This is a genomic window from Gluconobacter cadivus, from assembly GCF_015244745.1.
In the GTDB taxonomy this organism is placed as follows: domain Bacteria; phylum Pseudomonadota; class Alphaproteobacteria; order Acetobacterales; family Acetobacteraceae; genus Gluconobacter; species Gluconobacter cadivus.
Genome location: NZ_JABCQI010000005.1, coordinates 179,957 through 198,140, shown reverse-complemented (window position 1 = coordinate 198,140; position 18,184 = coordinate 179,957). Strand labels below are relative to the sequence as shown.

General features: G+C 61.8%; 19 protein-coding genes. 7 read left to right on the top strand and 12 right to left on the bottom strand.

Going from position 1 to position 18,184, the window contains the following annotated elements; genetic code table 11:
• The first annotated feature begins 155 nt into the window (after nucleotides 1-155).
• The 4 genes from HKD28_RS09110 (at nucleotide 156) to HKD28_RS09095 (ending at nucleotide 4,061) form a co-directional block, all read left to right on the top strand.
• The gene (locus HKD28_RS09110) at nucleotides 156-1,214 is read left to right on the top strand and encodes a DUF2125 domain-containing protein (protein ID WP_194267987.1); all 1,059 of its coding nucleotides are present in this window, start codon (nucleotides 156-158) and stop codon (nucleotides 1,212-1,214) included.
• A gap of 208 nt (nucleotides 1,215-1,422) precedes the next feature.
• Complete coding sequence (locus HKD28_RS09105) at nucleotides 1,423-2,862, top strand: cytochrome ubiquinol oxidase subunit I (RefSeq protein ID WP_194267986.1); 1,440 nt, start codon at nucleotides 1,423-1,425, stop codon at nucleotides 2,860-2,862.
• Between the two features lie 5 nt (nucleotides 2,863-2,867).
• On the top strand, nucleotides 2,868-3,893 hold the full coding sequence (gene cydB / locus HKD28_RS09100; RefSeq protein ID WP_194267985.1) for a cytochrome d ubiquinol oxidase subunit II: 1,026 nt from the start codon (nucleotides 2,868-2,870) through the stop codon (nucleotides 3,891-3,893).
• 18 nt (nucleotides 3,894-3,911) lie between these two features.
• Nucleotides 3,912-4,061, top strand: coding sequence for a DUF2474 domain-containing protein (locus HKD28_RS09095; protein ID WP_146859847.1), 150 nt, complete (start codon nucleotides 3,912-3,914; stop codon nucleotides 4,059-4,061).
• A 55-nt stretch (nucleotides 4,062-4,116) separates the two neighbouring features.
• Here the strand turns inward: HKD28_RS09095 and gloB are convergent, their stop codons facing one another.
• The gene (gloB, locus tag HKD28_RS09090; protein ID WP_194267984.1) at nucleotides 4,117-4,833 is read right to left on the bottom strand and encodes a hydroxyacylglutathione hydrolase; all 717 of its coding nucleotides are present in this window, start codon (nucleotides 4,831-4,833) and stop codon (nucleotides 4,117-4,119) included.
• Nucleotides 4,834-4,873: 40 nt separating this feature from the next.
• Here gloB and HKD28_RS09085 point away from each other — a divergent pair, with 40 nt between their 5' ends.
• The 3 genes from HKD28_RS09085 to HKD28_RS09075 all read left to right on the top strand — a co-directional run bounded on the left by HKD28_RS09085 (nucleotide 4,874) and on the right by HKD28_RS09075 (nucleotide 7,279).
• Nucleotides 4,874-5,590 carry a methyltransferase domain-containing protein gene (locus HKD28_RS09085; protein ID WP_194267983.1) on the top strand — a complete coding sequence of 239 codons (717 nt, stop codon included), beginning with the start codon at nucleotides 4,874-4,876 and terminating at the stop codon, nucleotides 5,588-5,590.
• 79 nt (nucleotides 5,591-5,669) lie between these two features.
• Nucleotides 5,670-6,347, top strand: coding sequence for a phosphatidylserine decarboxylase (locus HKD28_RS09080; protein ID WP_099286851.1), 678 nt, complete (start codon nucleotides 5,670-5,672; stop codon nucleotides 6,345-6,347).
• A gap of 14 nt (nucleotides 6,348-6,361) precedes the next feature.
• Complete coding sequence (locus HKD28_RS09075) at nucleotides 6,362-7,279, top strand: CDP-alcohol phosphatidyltransferase family protein (protein WP_194267982.1); 918 nt, start codon at nucleotides 6,362-6,364, stop codon at nucleotides 7,277-7,279.
• Between the two features lie 73 nt (nucleotides 7,280-7,352).
• On the opposite strand, the gene HKD28_RS09070 is transcribed toward HKD28_RS09075, so the two are convergent.
• The 11 genes from HKD28_RS09070 to HKD28_RS09020 all read right to left on the bottom strand — a co-directional run bounded on the left by HKD28_RS09070 (nucleotide 7,353) and on the right by HKD28_RS09020 (nucleotide 18,184).
• On the bottom strand, nucleotides 7,353-8,288 hold the full coding sequence (locus HKD28_RS09070) for an ROK family protein (protein WP_099286853.1): 936 nt from the start codon (nucleotides 8,286-8,288) through the stop codon (nucleotides 7,353-7,355).
• Between the two features lie 166 nt (nucleotides 8,289-8,454).
• On the bottom strand, nucleotides 8,455-8,940 hold the full coding sequence (locus tag HKD28_RS09065) for an NADH-quinone oxidoreductase subunit B family protein (RefSeq protein ID WP_194267981.1): 486 nt from the start codon (nucleotides 8,938-8,940) through the stop codon (nucleotides 8,455-8,457).
• On the bottom strand, nucleotides 8,937-10,367 hold the full coding sequence (locus HKD28_RS09060) for an NADH-quinone oxidoreductase subunit D-related protein (RefSeq protein WP_235993383.1): 1,431 nt from the start codon (nucleotides 10,365-10,367) through the stop codon (nucleotides 8,937-8,939). The genes HKD28_RS09065 and HKD28_RS09060 overlap by 4 nt, the downstream gene beginning before the upstream one ends.
• A 5-nt stretch (nucleotides 10,368-10,372) precedes the next feature.
• A complete protein-coding gene (locus tag HKD28_RS09055; RefSeq protein ID WP_194267979.1) occupies nucleotides 10,373-11,461 on the bottom strand; it encodes a hypothetical protein in 1,089 nt (362 codons plus the stop codon).
• Nucleotides 11,461-11,982 (bottom strand): hypothetical protein, encoded by a 522-nt coding sequence (locus HKD28_RS09050; RefSeq protein WP_194267978.1) that lies wholly within the window; start codon nucleotides 11,980-11,982, stop codon nucleotides 11,461-11,463. The genes HKD28_RS09055 and HKD28_RS09050 overlap by 1 nt, the downstream gene beginning before the upstream one ends.
• A complete protein-coding gene (locus tag HKD28_RS09045; RefSeq protein WP_194267977.1) occupies nucleotides 11,979-12,848 on the bottom strand; it encodes a hypothetical protein in 870 nt (289 codons plus the stop codon). Before HKD28_RS09045 ends, HKD28_RS09050 begins: the two co-directional genes overlap by 4 nt.
• Complete coding sequence (locus HKD28_RS09040; RefSeq protein WP_328749749.1) at nucleotides 12,848-14,089, bottom strand: hypothetical protein; 1,242 nt, start codon at nucleotides 14,087-14,089, stop codon at nucleotides 12,848-12,850. The genes HKD28_RS09045 and HKD28_RS09040 overlap by 1 nt, the downstream gene beginning before the upstream one ends.
• Before the next feature lie 107 nt (nucleotides 14,090-14,196).
• Nucleotides 14,197-15,042, bottom strand: coding sequence for an aldo/keto reductase (locus HKD28_RS09035; RefSeq protein WP_194267976.1), 846 nt, complete (start codon nucleotides 15,040-15,042; stop codon nucleotides 14,197-14,199).
• 36 nt (nucleotides 15,043-15,078) lie between these two features.
• On the bottom strand, nucleotides 15,079-16,167 hold the full coding sequence (locus HKD28_RS09030; RefSeq protein WP_194267975.1) for a Rieske 2Fe-2S domain-containing protein: 1,089 nt from the start codon (nucleotides 16,165-16,167) through the stop codon (nucleotides 15,079-15,081).
• 84 nt (nucleotides 16,168-16,251) lie between these two features.
• Nucleotides 16,252-16,728, bottom strand: a complete 477-nt coding sequence (locus HKD28_RS09025) for a DNA polymerase III subunit chi (protein WP_207728928.1) — start codon at nucleotides 16,726-16,728, stop codon at nucleotides 16,252-16,254.
• A complete protein-coding gene (locus HKD28_RS09020; protein ID WP_194267974.1) occupies nucleotides 16,712-18,184 on the bottom strand; it encodes a leucyl aminopeptidase in 1,473 nt (490 codons plus the stop codon). Before HKD28_RS09020 ends, HKD28_RS09025 begins: the two co-directional genes overlap by 17 nt.

The following is an 18,184-nucleotide window of genomic DNA, read 5'->3' as shown; positions in this document are numbered from 1 at the left end:
TTCTGCGGTTTTCACTGCTGCACAACCGCCATGGCTTTTATGGCAAACCGACCTATGGACGCATTTTCGGGCACTCCCGAAGCACTTTCCATGGCTGGGGATAAAACAGACAGGGGTTGACCAATCCCGCAGCCACTCCCGAAAAGAGATGCTCAATGGATCGTTCGTTCTTTACTGTCGGTTACAGCAGATATGCTGTGGTCTTGATTGCCATTCTCGCAATATCGATCCTCCTCGATACACTCTGCTGGCATCACACGATCCACCGGCTGGAGACCAGCGCCCACACCGCCATCGCCACCGCAGACAAAAACGGCTGGGCCGTTCATGCGACTCCGTTACGCAGAGGCGGCTGGCCGTTTGGCGCATGGGTGGAACTGGACCATCTGGACGCCACACATCCAGCATCGTCCGGTTCGCCCTACGATGCAGGCTGGGCCGCAGAGCATCTTCGTCTTGGAGGATCATGGACCTCCCTTCTTCGCACAGGGCTTCCGATTTCCCTGACGGGGCATCAGGCGATACGGCTTGTCCTGAATGACAAAATCCTGACTGTTCTGACGTCGGGTGTTCTGATCCGTTTCAGAAACCCAGAAGACCTGCGATTTTCAGCGCCACAATTTCAGATGGCGCTCTCGGGCGGATGGCCTGACAGGCAGATCTTCGCAAAAAACCTCTCCGGGCGCCTCATCCGCTTTCCCGAAGCCCCCGTCGGCGCAACACGGCTCGGCATAGAGGCAAAAGCGTCAGAACTGTCCGGGTTTCCACTGCCCTATGGAGCCTCCACCAACCTGCATCAGGCGCATCTTGCACTCGCCCTGACTGCATCCGGATCTTCCACAAACCGCTCATTTCTTGACCCAGCGTCATATAGCCGTCTCCTGCTTCAGGACGCCTCAGCCTCCCCAGCCTCGACAGGGAGTCACATTGCGCTTTCCGGCAGCATCACCCTCCCAAGCCAAACCGGCACGCTTACCCTGACCCTGATCCACTGGCAGGAGCTTGCAGCGCGCCTTCTGGACCGGCCTGAAATAGAGTCGCACCTCGCCCCAGACCTTCAGACCGCCCTCCGCAAAGCGCTGGAGAAGGCTTCTGTTCCACAGCCCAAAAACGAACAACCACTTTCCGTGGCGCTCCCCGTCGTCAACGGCCAGATCCTCCCGGATACACAGGCGATTTCCACGCTTTTCAACGGAACATTCCCTCCCCCCTGAGGCCGAAATTTCCGCTTGATTTTCATCAAAAAACCCACCGGAACACAGAACTTTCTCTGGCCAAACACGTTCTGTGGGTTCAAAAGACGGCGACACACGAAACGATCACAACTTCGTTATCCTCGTTCTGCGTGCGTCAGATCCCGCAGGGAGCGGCCTTGCCTCTGACGGAATCTGCCTCTCGCCATCTCTCCAGAAGGCAACTGAAATGTTTGGCCTCTCGGCTTTATTCCTGGCGCGGTTCCAGTTCGCGTTTACGGTCGGGTTTCACATCGTGTTCCCGGCGTTCTCAATCGGTCTTGCAGCGTACCTGGCTGTTCTGGAAGGCCTCTGGCTCAAGACAGGCCGCAGCGCCTATCTGGACCTCTTCAAATACTGGCTGAAGGTCTTTTCCGTCGTCTTCGGCATGGGCGTGGTCTCCGGCCTCGTCATGTCTTACGAATTCGGAACGAACTGGTCGGCCTTCTCCCAGAAAGCCGGTCCGATCCTCGGCCCGATGCTGGCCTATGAGGTCATGACGGCGTTCTTCCTTGAAGCCGGGTTCCTCGGCGTCATGATGTTCGGCCTCAACCGCGTCGGCAAAGGCCTGCATTTCGCAGCCACCTGCATGGTCTCGATCGGTACGCTGATTTCCATGAGCTGGATCCTGTCCTCCAACTCCTGGATGCAGACTCCCCGCGGCTATCGCATCGACGAAGCCACAGGCCGCTTCCTGCCCGTCGACTGGTGGCAGATCGTCTTCAACCCGTCTTTCCCGTACCGCATCGTCCATATGGGCCTCGCAGCTTTTCTGTGCGTGGCGTTTATCGTGGCAGGCGTGGCCGGATGGCACCTGCTCAAGGCGCGTCGTGAAGGTCGTCAGGCGTCCGAACAGGTCCGCCTGATGTTCTCCATGGCGATGTGGATGGCCGCCATCGTCTCCCCGATCCAGGTTCTGGCCGGTGATACGCAGGGCCTGAACACGCTGGAATATCAGCCCGCCAAAATCGCCGCGCTTGAAGGCGACTGGGAATCCGAAAGCCGCGCACCAGAAATCCTGTTCGGCATTCCCGACATGGAAAACGAGACGACCCGCTACAAGATCGCCATCCCCTATCTGGGCTCGCTGATCCTGACGCACAGTCTCGACGGCAAGGTCCCGGGCCTGAAGGACTTCCCGAAAGAAGACCGCGCCTATTCTCCGCTGCTGTTCTTCTCCTTCCGCATCATGGTCGCCCTGGGCATGTTGATGGTGCTGGTCGGTCTGTGGTCGCTGTATCTGCGCTGGAAAGGCAAACTGTACGATACGCCGCTTCTGCATCGGGTCGCATTGTTCATGTCTCCGGCGGGCTTCCTCGCTCTGCTGTGTGGCTGGGTCACGACTGAGGTCGGCCGTCAGCCCTTCACCGTCTACGGCCTGATGCGGACCGCCGACAGCGTCTCTCCGATCGCCCTGCCGAGCATCGCAACGTCGATGATTGCCTTCATCGTCGTCTATTTCATCGTGTTCATGGGTGGCATTACCATCCTGCTGCGGACCTTCGCCGAAGAACCCCATCCGGGCGAACACGGCCCCGCCGAGGACCAGCCCCAGCGTGCCGCAGGTACAACACAGGTCTCCCATCAGCCCCCGTCCGGCCCGACGGCCGGCGCTGGCATGGCGGAGTAAGAACCATGACAGAAACAGCCGACTTCTGGCTCCCGGTGGTCTGGGCGCTGCTCGCAGCAACCGCCATCTTCCTCTATGTCTGCCTTGATGGTTTCGATCTCGGGATCGGCATCCTTTTCCTCAAGGAAAAGGATCACGATCATCGCAATCTCATGGTCAACACCGTGGCCCCCGTCTGGGACGGCAACGAAACCTGGATGATCTTTGGCGGAGCCGCGCTCTATGGCGTCTTCCCCGTCGCCTACGGCACAATCCTCCCGGCCCTTTACCTGCCGATCCTGTTCATGCTGCTGGCCCTGATCCTGCGCGGCGTGTCTTTCGAGTTCCGCTTCAAGTCGGAATCGCCCATGAGCCAGTTCTTCTGGGACAGCTCCTTCTGCGGCGGATCTATCGTTGCGGCCTTCATGCAGGGCGTAATTCTCGGAACGCTCGTTCAGGGGATCAAAATCGAGAACAATGTGTTCGTTGGGTCCAGCTTCGACTGGTTTACTCCCTTCGCCCTGTTCTGCGGCCTCGCCGTCGTCATCGGTTACGCACTTCTTGGCGCAACATGGCTGCTGTGGCGCTGCGAAGGCGAACTGCATGATGCAATGCGCCGGATCTCCTTTGTCCTCGGCGGCCTCATGCTGGTGACGATCGCGCTCGTCTCGATCTGGACGCCAATGCTCCACACCACCTACATGCAGCACTGGCTGGACATGCCGCAGCTCGCTCTGGTGGCGCCGGTTCCGGTTGCAGTCGTCGTTCTCGCAGCGGCACTGTTCCTCGGCCTGCGCAACCCGCGCTCGCACCTGCTGCCCTTCATCGCAACGCTGGGCCTGTTCTTCCTGTGCTTCAGCGGTCTGGGCATCAATGTGTGGCCCTATATCGTGCCACCGACCATCACCATCTGGCAGGCCTCCTCTCCGCCGGAGAGCCAGACCTTCCTGCTGGTCGGCACGATGTTCCTCCTGCCGCTAATCCTCTCCTACACCGCCTATTCGTACTATGTGTTCCGCGGAAAAATGTCCGCCGGACACCACTACCACTAACGGCAGAGGACCAGCCCCATGCGTATCGAATATGGTCAGCCGGACGAGAAACCGGGCTTCCTGAACTGGATGAAGCGTGTGGGGTGGTTCGTGGCGATCTGGGCGGGCGGCGTTGTCGTCGTCGGCCTTGGTGCCGAACTGCTCAAGAAAATCATCTTCGGCTGGTAACGGCCTGATGATGCTAAAAAGCCCCGTCTCTTTCGAGCGGGGCTTTTTTGTGTCGTCAGAACGTATCCTTTTCTCTACGCAGCCGCGCGAAGGTCGCAACATCCGGCGCAAGCAGAAATGGATTAGTCCTGCGCTCTACACCCACCGTGATTGGAAGCGTTGGCTGTCCAGCTTCCAGAAGACGTTCGACTTCCCCGGCCCGCGCCTTCAGAGCGGCGTTCTCCGGATCGACATGCAGTGCGAAAGCAAGGTTGGAGCGCGTATATTCATGTCCCGCACAGACAAGCGTGCTGTCCGGCAGACTGTCATAGCGATGCAGACTGTCGAAGAGTTCCTGCGCCGTGCCTTCCAGCAATCGCCCACAGCCCAGACTGAACAACACATCCCCGCAGAACAGCGCCGGAACCTCAGCCACGACATATGACACATGCCCAACCGCATGGCCCGGCGTGAACCAGACCTGAATCTGCGTATTTCCCAGAGAAACAACGTCCCCATCTTCAACAGCATGATCCAGCCGAGGCAGCCGTTCCTGATTCTGGCGCGGCCCGTAAACCTGCGCGCCATAGCGTTCCCGCAATGCTTCCGTCCCGGCCGTATGATCAGCGTGATGGTGAGTCAGCAGGATCATGTCCAGCCGCCCCTCCCCGATCTCATCAAGAATCGGCCCGGCCTCACCGGGGTCCACGATGGCCCGTTCCCCCTTTGGCGTCGTTAGCAGCCAGGCATAATTATCCGACAGAACCGGAATCGGCTTGATATCAAGTGGCATGACTGTTCCCCTTGGACTGTCCTGCTGATGAGGTAGCTACATGCTGACGTCCCTGGCCCGCATCCGTTCCGATGATGCCGCGACTTTCTATGAAAGCCGACAGGGACAGCGCACGGCCCTGCTCCTCAACGAGCGCCTGCGACGCATCATACCCCCCATGCGGGGCCGACGCATTCTCGGCATAGGCTACACAGCCCCCTACCTTCCCGAAAGTGCCGAATTCGCAGTCTCCGCGCGCCTGCTTCACGCCCAGACGCAAAAAACACTGCACCCTTCCTCGAAAGACTGCATCGTCGAGAGCGGTCGCCTGCCTTTCGACGACCTTTCAATGGACGCGGTGCTCGTGGTTCACGGTCTCGAATTCACGCGTGTCGCCCCGGATTTCCTCCGGGCCATCTGGCGCACCCTCACCGATGACGGCACCCTGATCCTGATCGTTCCCAACCGTTCCGGCTACTGGGCGCATACCGACGCCACCCCTTTCGGCCACGGCATTCCCTATAGCAGCCGCCAACTGACCCGCCTGCTCGATCAGACCCTGTTCCGGATTGACCATCATTCGGGGGCTCTGATGGCACCACCCGCCGCTCTTTCCGCCACACAGGGACGGATCATGGAGCAGATCGGACACAGACTGCGCCTGCCATGCGGCGGCGTTCACCTCGTCACAGCCCGAAAAAATGCCTATGCTGGAATCCCCATGATCGACGACAAACTGGCTGCCACACTTCCCCAACAGGTCCCCAAACCTGCCTGACGCAGAAAACCTGCCCGAAAAACGCCTTCTTTGTGGCGAATTCTTGACCCTCCCGCCGTGTGCCGTAAGAGTGCGTTCCATGTCGCTGATCCAGTCCTTCAAGCTCGTCCTGTCGCCGCCACACCGCGCCGCGACTCCCTTCCTCCTCGCCGGTTCGCTCGTCGGACTGATCGGACGGGCCACGCCCTGGCGCGCCACGCGCCTGCTGGGCAATGCAGGCATCGCCTTCACGGCGTTCTGCCTGTACTTCTTCCGCGATCCCAAGCGCACCCCGCCGCCGCGCGCCGATCTGGTGCTGGCGTCCGCCGATGGCCGCGTCACATCCGTCGCCCTCGTCACGCCGCCACCCGCGCTGGAAATGGGACACACGCCGGTCTGGCGCGTCTCGACGTTCCTCTCCGTGCTGAACGTCCATATCAACCGGATGCCCGCCGCCGGTGAAGTGACGAAGATCGCCTATCACGCTGGCAAATTCCTCAATGCCAGCCTCGACAAGGCGTCCGAACACAACGAGCGCAACGAACTGCGCCTGACGCTGCCGGATGGCCGCAATATCGGCGTCGTGCAGATTGCTGGCCTGATTGCACGCCGCATCCTGTGCTTCGTTGAAGAAGGCGACCGCATGGAAGCAGGCGAGCGCTTCGGCCTGATCCGCTTCGGCTCGCGCACCGACGTCTATCTGCCACCCGGCGTCGAACCTCTGGTTGTGGAGGGGCAGACCATGGTTGGTGGCGAAACTGTCCTGGCGACGCTCTGAGCCAGACGCCATACATGACCACGCCTCCGACGGTTGAACCCACCCGCGAACCCGCCCAGTCTATTGGCGCCCCTGTGAGCGCTTCTGGCCGAAAGCGGCGCATCCGACGCAGACTGCGCCGTATGGGCCGCAACCCGCGCACCCGTGTGCGCGGGCCGTCGTTCAACCGCCTCATCCCCAACATCATGACAATGCTCGGCCTCTGCGCCGGGCTCAGCGGCATGCGGTTTGCGCTCGAACACCAGTTTGAACCCGCAGCCGTAGCGTTGCTGATCGCAGCCTGCATCGATGGACTGGACGGACGCATCGCGCGCCTCCTCAAGGGCGCCACCCGCTTCGGCGCGGAATTCGACAGCCTGTCGGACTTCGTCTGCTTCGGCGTGGCGCCGTCCTTCGTCCTGCTGATGTGGTCGCTCGAACATGCCGGACGCTATTCTTTCGTCCCGTGCATCCTGTTCACGGTCTGCATGGCTCTGCGTCTGGCCCGCTTCAACGCCAGCCTCGATGACGACGACAAGCCGGACTATTCCTACAGCTTCTTCACGGGCGTCCCGGCCCCTGCCGGAGCCGGACTGGTCCTGTTCCCGGTCTTCCTCGGCCTCGAAGCCGACCGCCTCCATGCCGAAGGTCTGGCCGCATTCGCCCGCCTGCCCCTCGTCTCGGCCGTCTGTCTGATCGTCACAGGGCTGCTGCTGGTCTCGACCCTGCCGGTCTGGTCGTTCAAGAACTTCAAGGTTCCGGCGCGTTATGTCCTCCCTCTGATGCTCGGAACGGGCCTGTACGCGGCCCTTCTGGTCGCGGACCCCTGGGGCGCCCTCGCAGGCGCAGGACTGCTCTATATCGCGATCCTCCCCTTCTCCCGCCGCTCGTACCATCGCCTGAAACTGGCGGCGGAAGAGATGTCGGAAACGGTGGAAGAAGAACCCGCCTGAGAGCAGGAAATCCCAACAAAAAAGGCCGCCCGGCTCTCCGGGCGGCCTTTTTCATGTCCAATACGCGACAGACTTATTCCGTCACGTCCCACAGCCATGCCGCGCCACGCACGCCAGAGCTGTCACCATGCTTATTTTTCACGATCGGCGTCGTGCAGACCGGCGTAATGACATGCTTGGCCAGAAGCGGCGGCACGCGCTCATAGAGCGTGTGAAGGTTGGAGACGCCACCACCGAGAACGATCACATCCGGATCGAGGAAGTTGATGACCATGGCGCAGGCCCGGGCAAAACGCTCGGTATAACGGCCCAGTGCCGCAATCGCAGCCTGATCGCCATTGGCCGCAGCCTCTTCGATACCGGCCGTATTGCGATGCCCCGGCCCCTTCCAGTCCGCGGCAAGTGCCGGGCCCGAAAGATAGCGCTCCATGCAGCCCTTGTTCCCACAGAAGCACTCGCGCGGCGGCGCGTCTTCTTCCGTCGGCCAGGGCAGAGGCAGATGCCCCCATTCACCAGCAATATGATGACGCCCCTCAAGAACGCGCCCGTTATTGACGATGCCCGCGCCCATGCCCGTCCCGATGATGACACCGAAAACGGTCAGCATGCCCTTGGCCGCACCATCGGCAGCTTCAGACAGCGCAAAGCAGTTGGCGTCATTTTCCGTCCGGACCGGACGGGCCAGCGCGGCTTCCAGATCGTGTCCGAATGGTTGGTTGTTCAGCCAGGTCGCATTGGCATTCTTGATCAGCCCGCTCTCTGGCGAGATTGATCCCGGAATCCCGATGCCCAGCGTGGACGTATGCTGCCCCGCCGAAACGCGGTGGCTCGGCACCGCACCAAGACGATGATCCACATCCGCCACCAGATCCCGGATCGCCAGAACGGCCTCGTTATAAATACCGGGATTGGCAATTCGTTCCCGAAGGACGAGATCGCCCGAACGATTCAGAACTGCGATTTCGATCTTCGTGCCACCAAGATCAATTCCAAGGCGATAATCAGCCATCTCAAGCCCTGTGCTCTGTGCGGCGACCTGAACGACAGGTGGCCGGACCTCATGGGAAAACGCATCCAGTGCGTCCGTCTGCTTTAACGCGAAACCGTGTCACGACAAGCCGTCCGAAGACAAAACTTCGTTGTTTCAGGCAATTTCCAGTTTCAGAATATCGCGATCAGATCCGCGCCAGCTCCTGAAGGGCCCGCAGGATCTCCTGCGGCGCGGGGGGACAGCCCGGAATCGCACGCCGCACCGGCGTCAGGGCCTGCAACCCACCCAGCGTCGCATAACTGGCCGGAAACGGCCCTCCATCGACCGCACAGGCCCCGACCGCAATCAGACTCCGGCCCGGCGGCATCGCCCGCCAGACCCGGTCCACCATCTCGGCACAGACCCGCGTCACCGCACCGGTCAGCAACAACCAGTCCGCATCCGCAGGATCGCTCACACACACAAAACCTGCCTGCTCCAGAGCGAAAGCACTGCCTTTCAGAGACTCGATCTCCATGAAGCAGCCCTCGCAGCCTCCCGTCTCCAGCACATAAAGCCCGATGGGGCGCTCACGACGCGGAAGAACTTCCTCAGAGGACGGACACCAGCGCCGCGCATCCATGAACGCGTAAAGCAGGCTCAGAGGCCCCGTCTGCCGCAACCCCTTCACAACGCAATCCCCGCCGGAGACAGCCCGATCGACCCCAGAGCCGCAGGTACACGCTCCATGGGACAGCCTTGCAGCATTGCCCCCAGAACCGGCAGAACCGAGACACCCGGATCACGGACATGCAGGTTCTCGATCCGGCCGTTTTTCAACCGCACCCAGTGCCACACGTCTCCGCGCGCGCCCTCGGCCACGCCAATACCCTCATCCGTGCTGTCCGGCGCGGGTTCGTCATCGTCCAGACCGATGCTTCCCAGAATCCGTTCCATAAGCTTCAGCGAATCCCGGATTTCCGCCAGCCGCAGCCCATCACGCGCCCGGGCATCGCCACTGCTCGATCCTGTCGCCCGCAGCGCCTCCAGCCGCATTCCGGTTTCCCGGCGTCGCATGTCCATGCTGCGACCACTCGCACGCCCCGTCACGCCCCCAACGGCAAAACGCTCCGCCAACCGCACATCCAGAACTGCAAACCCGTTCAGACGGGACGCAAACACCCGATGAAGCTCCTCCAGCGCTGCAAGACTTGGCTGCATCGCCGCATGGACTGCCTGCGCCAGCGGGACGATCTCCAGCCCCTCGCGAAAGCCGCCACAGTTCACCGTATCCATCAAACGCCGCGACACGCCCTGCTCCGCACAGGCCTGCGCAATGGCCTCGCGCGCATGATCGCAATGTGTCGCCAGCAATTCCGCATCCATGCCCCGCGCCGTCCGGGCCATGTCGAACAGATGAAGCGACATCCGCTCGATCTCCAGCAGGATCATCCACACATCCCGAACTCCCGGCCCCGGAACCTGCCCGCGCGCCTGCGCCACAGCACGCGCAAAGGCCAGAGGATGCGCCACGAAACCACCCGCCGTCATCCGTGCCACAAGGACCATGGCCTCCTCCGGCGTCTTCCCCAAAAGACGCGACACCACACCCCGATGCGCCCCGCCCGCACAGACATCCACAGCCCGGACCTTCCCCTTCAAAACCTCGAAAGACAGATCCAGAGGGCCACTCAGTCCCGTCTGCTCTGGACGCAGAAAGTGGCTCCCTCCGAGCGGACGCAGACCACCCGAAGCCGGTCCCGGACGGGATGACAATGGCCATGTAGACGTCCAGCCACCTTCATCCAGCGCAGGCGTACCATTCCCACGCGCCTCCATCGCCTCGACGCCATACAGATCATACGAAACACGCTCGCCCCATTCCGCTCCGGCAAACCGCGACGACGGCGCCAGATACCGACGGTCTTCCACAACCGTACTCGCCAGAATCGGGCGATCCCCCTCCAGCAGCAGAACATAGGCGCGCGCATCATCCGCCCAGCACGAGATCAGCGGCAACGTCGCGCCCGGAACACAGAGCATATCGCTCCACTGTGCGGGATCGAGATGATAATGCGACAGCGCCACACGTTCGCCACTGCGGATGATCCGTCCCATGCTTCTCATGGTCGCCACCCCGTCACCGGATGCCATGCAAGAAATAGCGGGCCACACAAACCGCCCAGCAGAAGAACAGCCTGCGTCACAGCTACGATACCCCGCTCACCGCGCCCAAACGCTGGCAGCAACGTCATAGGCCGCACGGACCACAAAGCAGGCAGCAGACACAACACCAGCAGAACAAGTTGCCCGACATCAAGCGACCGCCCGATCCCGACCAGCGCACAGAACACCGGCCACGGTGCGACTCCTGCCCCGATGGCCTCCGCCCCCTCGGCCTCATACAAATCCAGAACAGCCAGTCCCAGCGCCGCCAGAAGCAGCAGAACGATCGCCGGACCTTCGCCGGTCGCGGCCGCAATAGCACCCAGCGCCGACAGCATCGGCAGAGAGATCGTCCGCCCCGTCGAGCGCGGCACCACCAGCATGAGGAGTGTTCCAAAACCCGCAATCAGCATGAGCAGATGGACCAGCGGATAGGCACTCAGGCGGAACATCAGCATCAGCGCCGCAAACCGCAGCCCCGTATCCAGAAGCGCCGCCTCCGGCGCAGGCGCGGGTGATGGCCCCAGACCCGCCACCATGCACAGCCCGACCGTCAGCAGCACCGCCCCCAGCGATGACTGCTGCATCGGTAGAAGCGACGCGCCCAGAAGCCCCAGAACCACGCCCCCAAGCCGACTGCGCGCAATATCCCACACAATAGCCGCCTGCCGGGGAGCACGCCCTTCGCGCCACGCCAGAAGAACTGCTCCCGCGCCACACAGGATCGTCACCGCGAACGCCGAATGGACGTTCAGCGCCAGCAACGCACATCCCGTCACCAGAAACGGCAGTATCCGCCCTGTCCGGTCCCGCGCCTGCGGGAGAAGCAGCGGAATGGCCGTCACGATGCAAGAACACGCCGCGGCCAGAGCGTCCGTCCCCGGCATCAGCCACACGGCCAGCGGCGTGATGACAAGCCCCGCCACAGCGAACGTCCGGCTACTGGCGGCCTGACGGTTTTCAGGCGTCAGGAACAGCAGGAACGCTGCCAGAAGCGGCCAGACAGTGACGGCAAACAGCGTGCCGACGGGTGCGAGCGGATGCATCAGACGTCCTCCACCCGTCGCCATGCCAGACGGGGCAGCAGCGTGATGCCAAGGGCCGCCAGAACGCCCCACAGACTCAAAGCAGCAGCAAAAAGCGGCCATGAATTCAGAACGCACGCCACAACAACCAGCCCGTCCGCCGCCCGGACCAGCCCGGTGAACTGAACCAGCGGCGTGCCCCAAGCAGCACCACATAACCCGGCCAGAACCGCCCCCGCGCCCAGAACCGGAGCAAGTCCCAGACCAGCCCCCGACAAACCAAGTGCCAGAAGCAGAACAAGCGTACCCACAACCGGCAGAACAGCTGCCTTGTCCGGCGCTTCCGGCGCAAACCGCCGCAGCCAGCCCCATGCCAGAACGTTCAGTCCAATCAGCGCCACAGACGTCAGCAGCGCCAGCAGCCCCGAACAGACCGTCGCCCCGGCAAAAGCGCAAACCGCCCCGTAAAGCGGCAGCCCCCGCCCGTCTTTCCCCAACCCTGCAAGGGCTAGCAACAGAAGAAGTCCGAACCCTACAATCATGTGCCAAACCTCCCCGCCAGAGCCAGAAGAAGCGCCACGCCCGCAAACAGCGCCGTCAAACGTGCGCTCCGCTCCTGCGCCATCAGCCTCAGCCCGACCGCCACGCTCACAGCCAGCGCCAGCCGTGCGGCAAGTGCCACCAGTCCGAGCCCCCAGCCCTGAACGCCGCCTTGCGCGAGCCCCACACTCACCGGCCATGCCAGATCGGCCAACAGCAGCAGCCAGCCACAATTCAGCACATCCGCAATACTGCGCGCCGCCTCACGCTCCTGCCGGTCCCGCACCCCGGACAACATACCCGTCACGTCCTCGGAACGAAGCGGCGGACATGCAATTCCCAGAGCCAGCGCACAGGCCGCAAGTGCACCCTCTAGACCCGGCTCAGGCTCGATATGCAACATCGCACACAAGCCCCCAAGGCCATTTGTCCCCGGAGCGGCCAGCGCGATCAGTGCTTCCGTCAGGCACAGCAGCAGAACCGCCGGAACCAGACGCGATGCCTCTCCCGACAAAACGCCCGGCCCCAGAAATCCACGCCCCATCAACAGCATGAGCCCCATGACGAGCGGATCCGCCAGCGAAGACAGCACCGACCCCGTTGTCACCGCAGGCAGGCACACCAGCGCCAGCAGCCCCACGGTCAACGCAAGCGCCGGACGCCCTGTGAGCGGTGTCTGGAACAGGGATTTCCAGAACCGCCCCGCACCCAAGAGATGAAACCGCACCGCACCACCCGCGCGGCCCGCCAGCCAGAACGGCAGACCGTCCAGACACCACCCCAGCGCAGGCGCCAGAACGAGCAGCAACCCCAGTTGAAACAGCGCTTCCAGAACCGACAGCGCAATCAGCCCCGCATCATGCGCCATTACGTCATCACTCCCAGCACTGCGAGAACGAGGCCAAGAAGAACAAGCCAGAGCCCCACGGCCCCCTGACGCAGATCGGGCAGAACAGGTGCTTTCATCCCCTTCAGCGCCCTCAAGCGGACTCGCCCTGACACGACAAAACGGCGCAGGCTCCAGCCCAGAGACGGTGCCTCTTCAAACAGGGCATCGCCTGATGCCAGCAGTGTCATCAATGCCGGAGCCAGCGTGGAGGCCGCCTGAACGACCCCCCCCATAATGCGCCAGGGACGCACGAGAACAATCCAGATCAGGGCTCCAACCATCACGAAGGCCATCAGCCGGAAATGTGAGCCATCACCCGCACCAATACTCCAGACGGGCCAGACCCACTCCCCTCCCACACCATGCAGCGCAGGACTTGTCAGCCCGAACACCAGCGCGGGCAAAAATAGGCTCCCAACACCCACCAGCAATACGGAAACACCGGATATGGCAGCCTGCCCTCCAGATATCTGCCGCCCAACGACAAGCAGATCGGACAGCGCCAGAACGCCCAGCAGCAATGCCACCATCACGCCGAGCACGCTCCAGCCTTCGACACCCGCCGCCATGCTCAGCGCCGCATGAATCCCAAGCCACAACACAACCAGTCCGGGCAAAGGCGGAAACGGCAGCCGCAATACGGCCATCACCGGAAACCAAGGCCCCAGTGACGCCGTCAAAACCAGCGTTGCGAGATCAAGAAACGCGGCTTCCAGCGCAATCCGGGCACAGACCGCAAGCCCCTCATCCTGCGCGGCCACCACGAGAACCACCAACAGAAGGGGGCGCAAAAGCCCCAGATTTCCCGGCCGATGCGCTCCCAGAACAGCCCAGCCGATCAACCCGAGCACACACACGCCCAGACCCGCAACCAGCTCCGCCGATACAGCCCCCGGAGCATGCCACACCAGCGACACACCCAGAATGCTCATAACGGCGGAGCAGCCCCCGTCTCTGCGACGCACGAGCGCAGTCCAGAACAGAAGAGGCAGCAACCCCAGAAGAACAGGCGTCTGGGCTGGAAACAGAACGCTCAGCAGCAGAACCGGAACACCCCATACCGCCGGACAGCCATCCCGCTCCTGCGCCGCAATCACGCCCAGCGCCACAGCCAGCACGGCAGGCGAAAGCGCCAATACCGCAGCCAGAGCCGCCAGACATACGGTTACGGCCTGCCCGAACCGCCCCGGCTGAAGCACCAGCACACAAGCAGGCACCACCAGAACCGCAAAGCAGAGAGAAACCGGATCAGTATGGAACAGGGACGTGAAAATATGCAGGGCGCGGTCCGCAGGTTAGGGAGAACGGACCGCAACCATCACGACCGTCAGATCATGGCGAGAGATAGCTTGCGTTTCGGAGAAGGGAAAGCACTGTCAAGCGTTTTGAGATCCGCATCCGTCAGACTGATCTCCAGACTGGCCAGATTTCCTGCCACATGCTCCGGAGATGTCGCCTTCGGAATGGCCAGAACATTCGGCCGACGCAACACCCAGGCCAGCGCAATCTGGGCCGGATCGGCAGGCCCGAGCGACGTCTCATGCCGTGATGCAACCTCTCTTAGCGCCGAATGCTCCAGAAGCTCCCCACCCTGCCCGAGCGGCGAATAAGCCATTGTCACCGTTTCGGATTTCAGGTCATGATCCAGAAGATCGAACTCCGTCCCCCGGTGCTCCAGATTATACAGGACCTGATTGACCAGACAGTTTTCGGACAAGCTTTCGATCTCTTCCATGTCATCGACATCGAAGTTCGATACCCCCCAGCCCCGGATCAGACCGTCGTCCCTGAGGTCTTCGAAGGCCTGGATCGTTTCCTCAAGTGGCGTTCCCCCACGCCAATGCAGCAGATACAGATCCAGCCAGTCCGTCCCCAGATGCTTCAAAGAACGCCTGCACGCCTTATGAACTGCGTCATAAGATGCATTGGAGGGCACAACCTTGCTGACAAGATAAACATCTTCACGCACATCCGCGATGGCCTCGCCCACCAGATCTTCCGAACGCCCGTTGCCATACATCTCGGCCGTATCAACAACCCGCAGACCGGCCTCCAGCCCCTTTCGCAGGCTCTCGATCTCGCTGCTGCGACGTGAGGCACTATCGCCGACATTCCAGGTTCCCATTCCCAGCGCCGGAACCGTGACACCATTCCTGAGCGTGACTGTTTTCATGACCGTCTCCTGTCCGTGTCCTCAAGACCTATGTTCTCAGACAACGACAGGATCCGCGCTCTGTTCCCTCACAATCCCCTCGGCCTTCAGAAGATCGCGCAACTTTCGCACGATCGGGAAAACTTCGACGTTGTGATCGCCCCCCAAGTCCCGCCAGGCCGCCTGCTCCAGTTCCATGATCTCCCGGTCTTCCTCAAAAATCCGGTTCGTGAAAATGCCCAGCGCAGGCCAAATCACATCAATCAGAAATGGCGTTTTCGGACGCAGCACCGAAAGCAGACCGAATGTCTGCGTACTCGCACCATCAGCACTATTCGGGACGTAAACACTGAACAGTTCCATAATCAGGTCGCCGTCCTTGTCGTGGATTTTGAGGCTCTGATACGGATAGGTCGTGCGGATACTCACGATTTCCTCAACCGGCTGTTCACGGCCCGGATCATCGTGATGCTTGCCGAAAATCAACCGCTCCGCCAGTGGCTGCTGGTTGCCACTGCGTGCGAAACTGTAGCGCGCCTCAATAAAACCCTCGCCCGCATCCTGCCCCAGAAAACGCGCCCTGATCTGCCCCATCTGGCGGCGGTGCAGGAACTGATGGTTCATGTCCATCAGGTTCTCATGCATGAACGTGTAATGGCATTTCACGACAGGGCTGAAATGCCGCGTCTTGAACGCCGGATTGTCCACCTGCGCCAGCGGCGGCAGAGGAACGCTCTCCGCTTTCGCCGCATCACCGGGAAACACGAAAATCATCCCGCCCGCTTCACGGCAGGGATAGGTCCCCACACCGTTCGGAAGCTTGCCCTTACCGAGATAGGGCACATCAATGCAGCGCCCCGAGCGGCCATACGCCCAGCCGTGATAGCAGCACTGAACAGCCTCACCGCTCACCTTGCCCAGACTGAGCGGAACCTGACGGTGCGCGCAGCGATCTTCCAACGCAAACACGCTGCCTTCCTCAGGCCGGACCAGTGCAATCGGATGCCGCCCAAACCGACGCCCGATCGTCTTCCCGCGTTTAAGATCCTTCGACCACGCCAGCGGATACCAGAAGTCCGGATTGATATCGACGCGACGCAGATCGGTTTTCAGAGGATCAGGGGAAGAATTCGTGGGGTCCGGCACAATCAGGCGTCCTCTCCAGTGACATGAAAGACGCTCCTGTTATGGAGCGTCTTCCACCAATGGCTTTAGACATACTTTGAAACCTTACCCGGCCTTTTTCCAGCCCCGCTCTTCCTGTTTCCAATACACGAGATTGTGACCTGAAGATTTCATCGCCATCCAGCGGTCTCTTGCCCGCTGCACGGATTGCGGGTTGCCGCCGTCGAACAGATCGAAAATCCGGGTGAATGGCGCGAAGTCATCCTCCCCCGCCCCATCGACCCGAAACAGGAAACGCGCCCCGTTAGGCACGTCTTCGCCTTCCGTCAGCCAGATCGGCTGTCGGGCCGCATGACCATTCTTTGCGCTCCCATGCGGAAGCCAGACCGGGTCCCGACACGCCCAGAGCGCCGTATCCAGCGCCATAACCGCCGCCGCATCAGGACACCGCACAAGCGCGCGCTCCCCCGCATCCAGCGTCCGGCCCAGAAGGGCCGGAAGCGCTTCCTCAAGCGGCGTGCGCGTCAGATGATAGAACCCGACATCCACAGCGTGATCCCGATCCTCAGACGCTGGATTCATGCGCCTTCACAAAACGATCCAGCAGCCGCACACCGAACCCCGTCGCACCCTTCGGCGCAATGGCGGACGCCTTGGTCTTCCAGGCCGTCCCGGCGATATCGAGATGCGCCCAGTCCGTGTCGCCCACGAAGCGCTTGAGGAACTCAGCCGCAAGGATCGCGCTGCCCGGACGTCCGCCGATATTCTTCATATCGGCAATATCGGAATCGATTTCGCGGTTATAGGCCTCGCCCATCGGCATCCGCCACAGACCCTCGCCCACCTGCGCTCCGGCTTCCGAAAGCCCCTTGGCCAGTGCGTCGCTGTTGCTGAACAAACCGGCATTTTCATAGCCGAGGCTGACCACAATCGCGCCCGTCAGCGTGGCGAGATTGACCATGACCTTCGGGCTGAACCGCTTGCGCGTATAAGACAGCACATCCGCCAGAACGAGACGCCCTTCCGCATCGGTATTGAGGACTTCGATCGTCTGTCCGTCATAAGCCCGCACGATATCGCCCGGACGCTGCGCCTCACCGGACACCATGTTTTCAACCAGCCCGACCACACCGATCGCATTGACCGGTGCCTTGCGACGGGCCAGCGCACTCATGAGACCAATCACGGTCGCGGCCCCACCCATATCAGTCTTCATCTCGTCCATGCCAGCCGCAGGCTTGATGGAGATGCCACCACTATCGAACGTGACACCCTTGCCGATGAACGCCAGAGGTGCCTCGCTGCCACCGCCCTCATGACGAACAATCACCGTCCGAGGCTTGTGAACGCTGCCCTGCGCCACCCCCAAAAGCGCACCGAACCCAAGCTCCGTCATGGCTTTTTCGTCAAGAACTTCAACCGTCAGGCCAAGCTCACGCAGGTCTTCGATCCGCTGCGTAAAGCTCTGAGGATAAAGCACATTCGGCGGCTCGCTCACGAGGTTTCGCGTCAGGATCACACCTTGGGACACCGCATCCAGAGCCGTCCAGCGTGCCTGAGCCGCTGCCACGTCCGACACTGCAACAGTCAGCGACTTCAGAACCGGTCGCGCACCGGGCTTCTTGCTGCGATACAGATCGAAATCATAAGACGCCAGACGCGCGCCCAGCCCCGCTTCCGGAGCAAACTGCTCCAGTGCCCCGGACACGACCAGAACCGCGCTTTCAACGCCATCAAGCAACCGCACCGCCCGACCCGCAGCATTTTCAACCGCCACAGCATCCACAGCGGCGCCGCCCTTCGGCGTCACCCCTGCGAGAACAATCTGCGACAGCCCCTCAGCCGGAGCGGGCAGCACCACGCTCTGTCCGGCCTCTCCTTTGAACCCCTTCAGAGCAACAGCGCGCGACACTGCCCCCGCCGTCGCCTTGTCCAGCGCCGAGAACGTCTCGCCAGCCGCAGTCTCGCACAGCAGCACGACCGCCTTGGGCGCATCCGCGGAAAAAGCAGGAAAGGAATCGAAAATCACTGAAAGCAT

Bases quoted from the DNA above. Each gene is read 5' to 3' on its own strand.
- HKD28_RS09070 (WP_099286853.1), bottom strand. From the start codon at position 8,288: ATGGCTGATTATCGCCTTGGAATTGATCTTGGTGGCACGAAGATCGAA.
- cydB (WP_194267985.1), top strand. From the start codon at position 2,868: ATGACAGAAACAGCCGACTTCTGGCTCCCGGTGGTCTGGGCGCTGCTC.
- HKD28_RS09020 (WP_194267974.1), bottom strand. From the start codon at position 18,184: ATGCTTTCAGTGATTTTCGATTCCTTTCCTGCTTTTTCCGCGGATGCG.
- gloB (WP_194267984.1), bottom strand. From the start codon at position 4,833: ATGCCACTTGATATCAAGCCGATTCCGGTTCTGTCGGATAATTATGCC.
- HKD28_RS09025 (WP_207728928.1), bottom strand. From the start codon at position 16,728: ATGAATCCAGCGTCTGAGGATCGGGATCACGCTGTGGATGTCGGGTTC.
- HKD28_RS09035 (WP_194267976.1), bottom strand. From the start codon at position 15,042: ATGAAAACAGTCACGCTCAGGAATGGTGTCACGGTTCCGGCGCTGGGA.
- HKD28_RS09105 (WP_194267986.1), top strand. From the start codon at position 1,423: ATGTTTGGCCTCTCGGCTTTATTCCTGGCGCGGTTCCAGTTCGCGTTT.
- HKD28_RS09050 (WP_194267978.1), bottom strand. From the start codon at position 11,982: ATGATTGTAGGGTTCGGACTTCTTCTGTTGCTAGCCCTTGCAGGGTTG.
- HKD28_RS09075 (WP_194267982.1), top strand. From the start codon at position 6,362: ATGACCACGCCTCCGACGGTTGAACCCACCCGCGAACCCGCCCAGTCT.
- HKD28_RS09080 (WP_099286851.1), top strand. From the start codon at position 5,670: ATGTCGCTGATCCAGTCCTTCAAGCTCGTCCTGTCGCCGCCACACCGC.
- HKD28_RS09085 (WP_194267983.1), top strand. From the start codon at position 4,874: ATGCTGACGTCCCTGGCCCGCATCCGTTCCGATGATGCCGCGACTTTC.
- HKD28_RS09045 (WP_194267977.1), bottom strand. From the start codon at position 12,848: ATGGCGCATGATGCGGGGCTGATTGCGCTGTCGGTTCTGGAAGCGCTG.
- HKD28_RS09060 (WP_235993383.1), bottom strand. From the start codon at position 10,367: ATGGGACGGATCATCCGCAGTGGCGAACGTGTGGCGCTGTCGCATTAT.
- HKD28_RS09110 (WP_194267987.1), top strand. From the start codon at position 156: ATGGATCGTTCGTTCTTTACTGTCGGTTACAGCAGATATGCTGTGGTC.
- HKD28_RS09095 (WP_146859847.1), top strand. From the start codon at position 3,912: ATGCGTATCGAATATGGTCAGCCGGACGAGAAACCGGGCTTCCTGAAC.
- HKD28_RS09055 (WP_194267979.1), bottom strand. From the start codon at position 11,461: ATGCATCCGCTCGCACCCGTCGGCACGCTGTTTGCCGTCACTGTCTGG.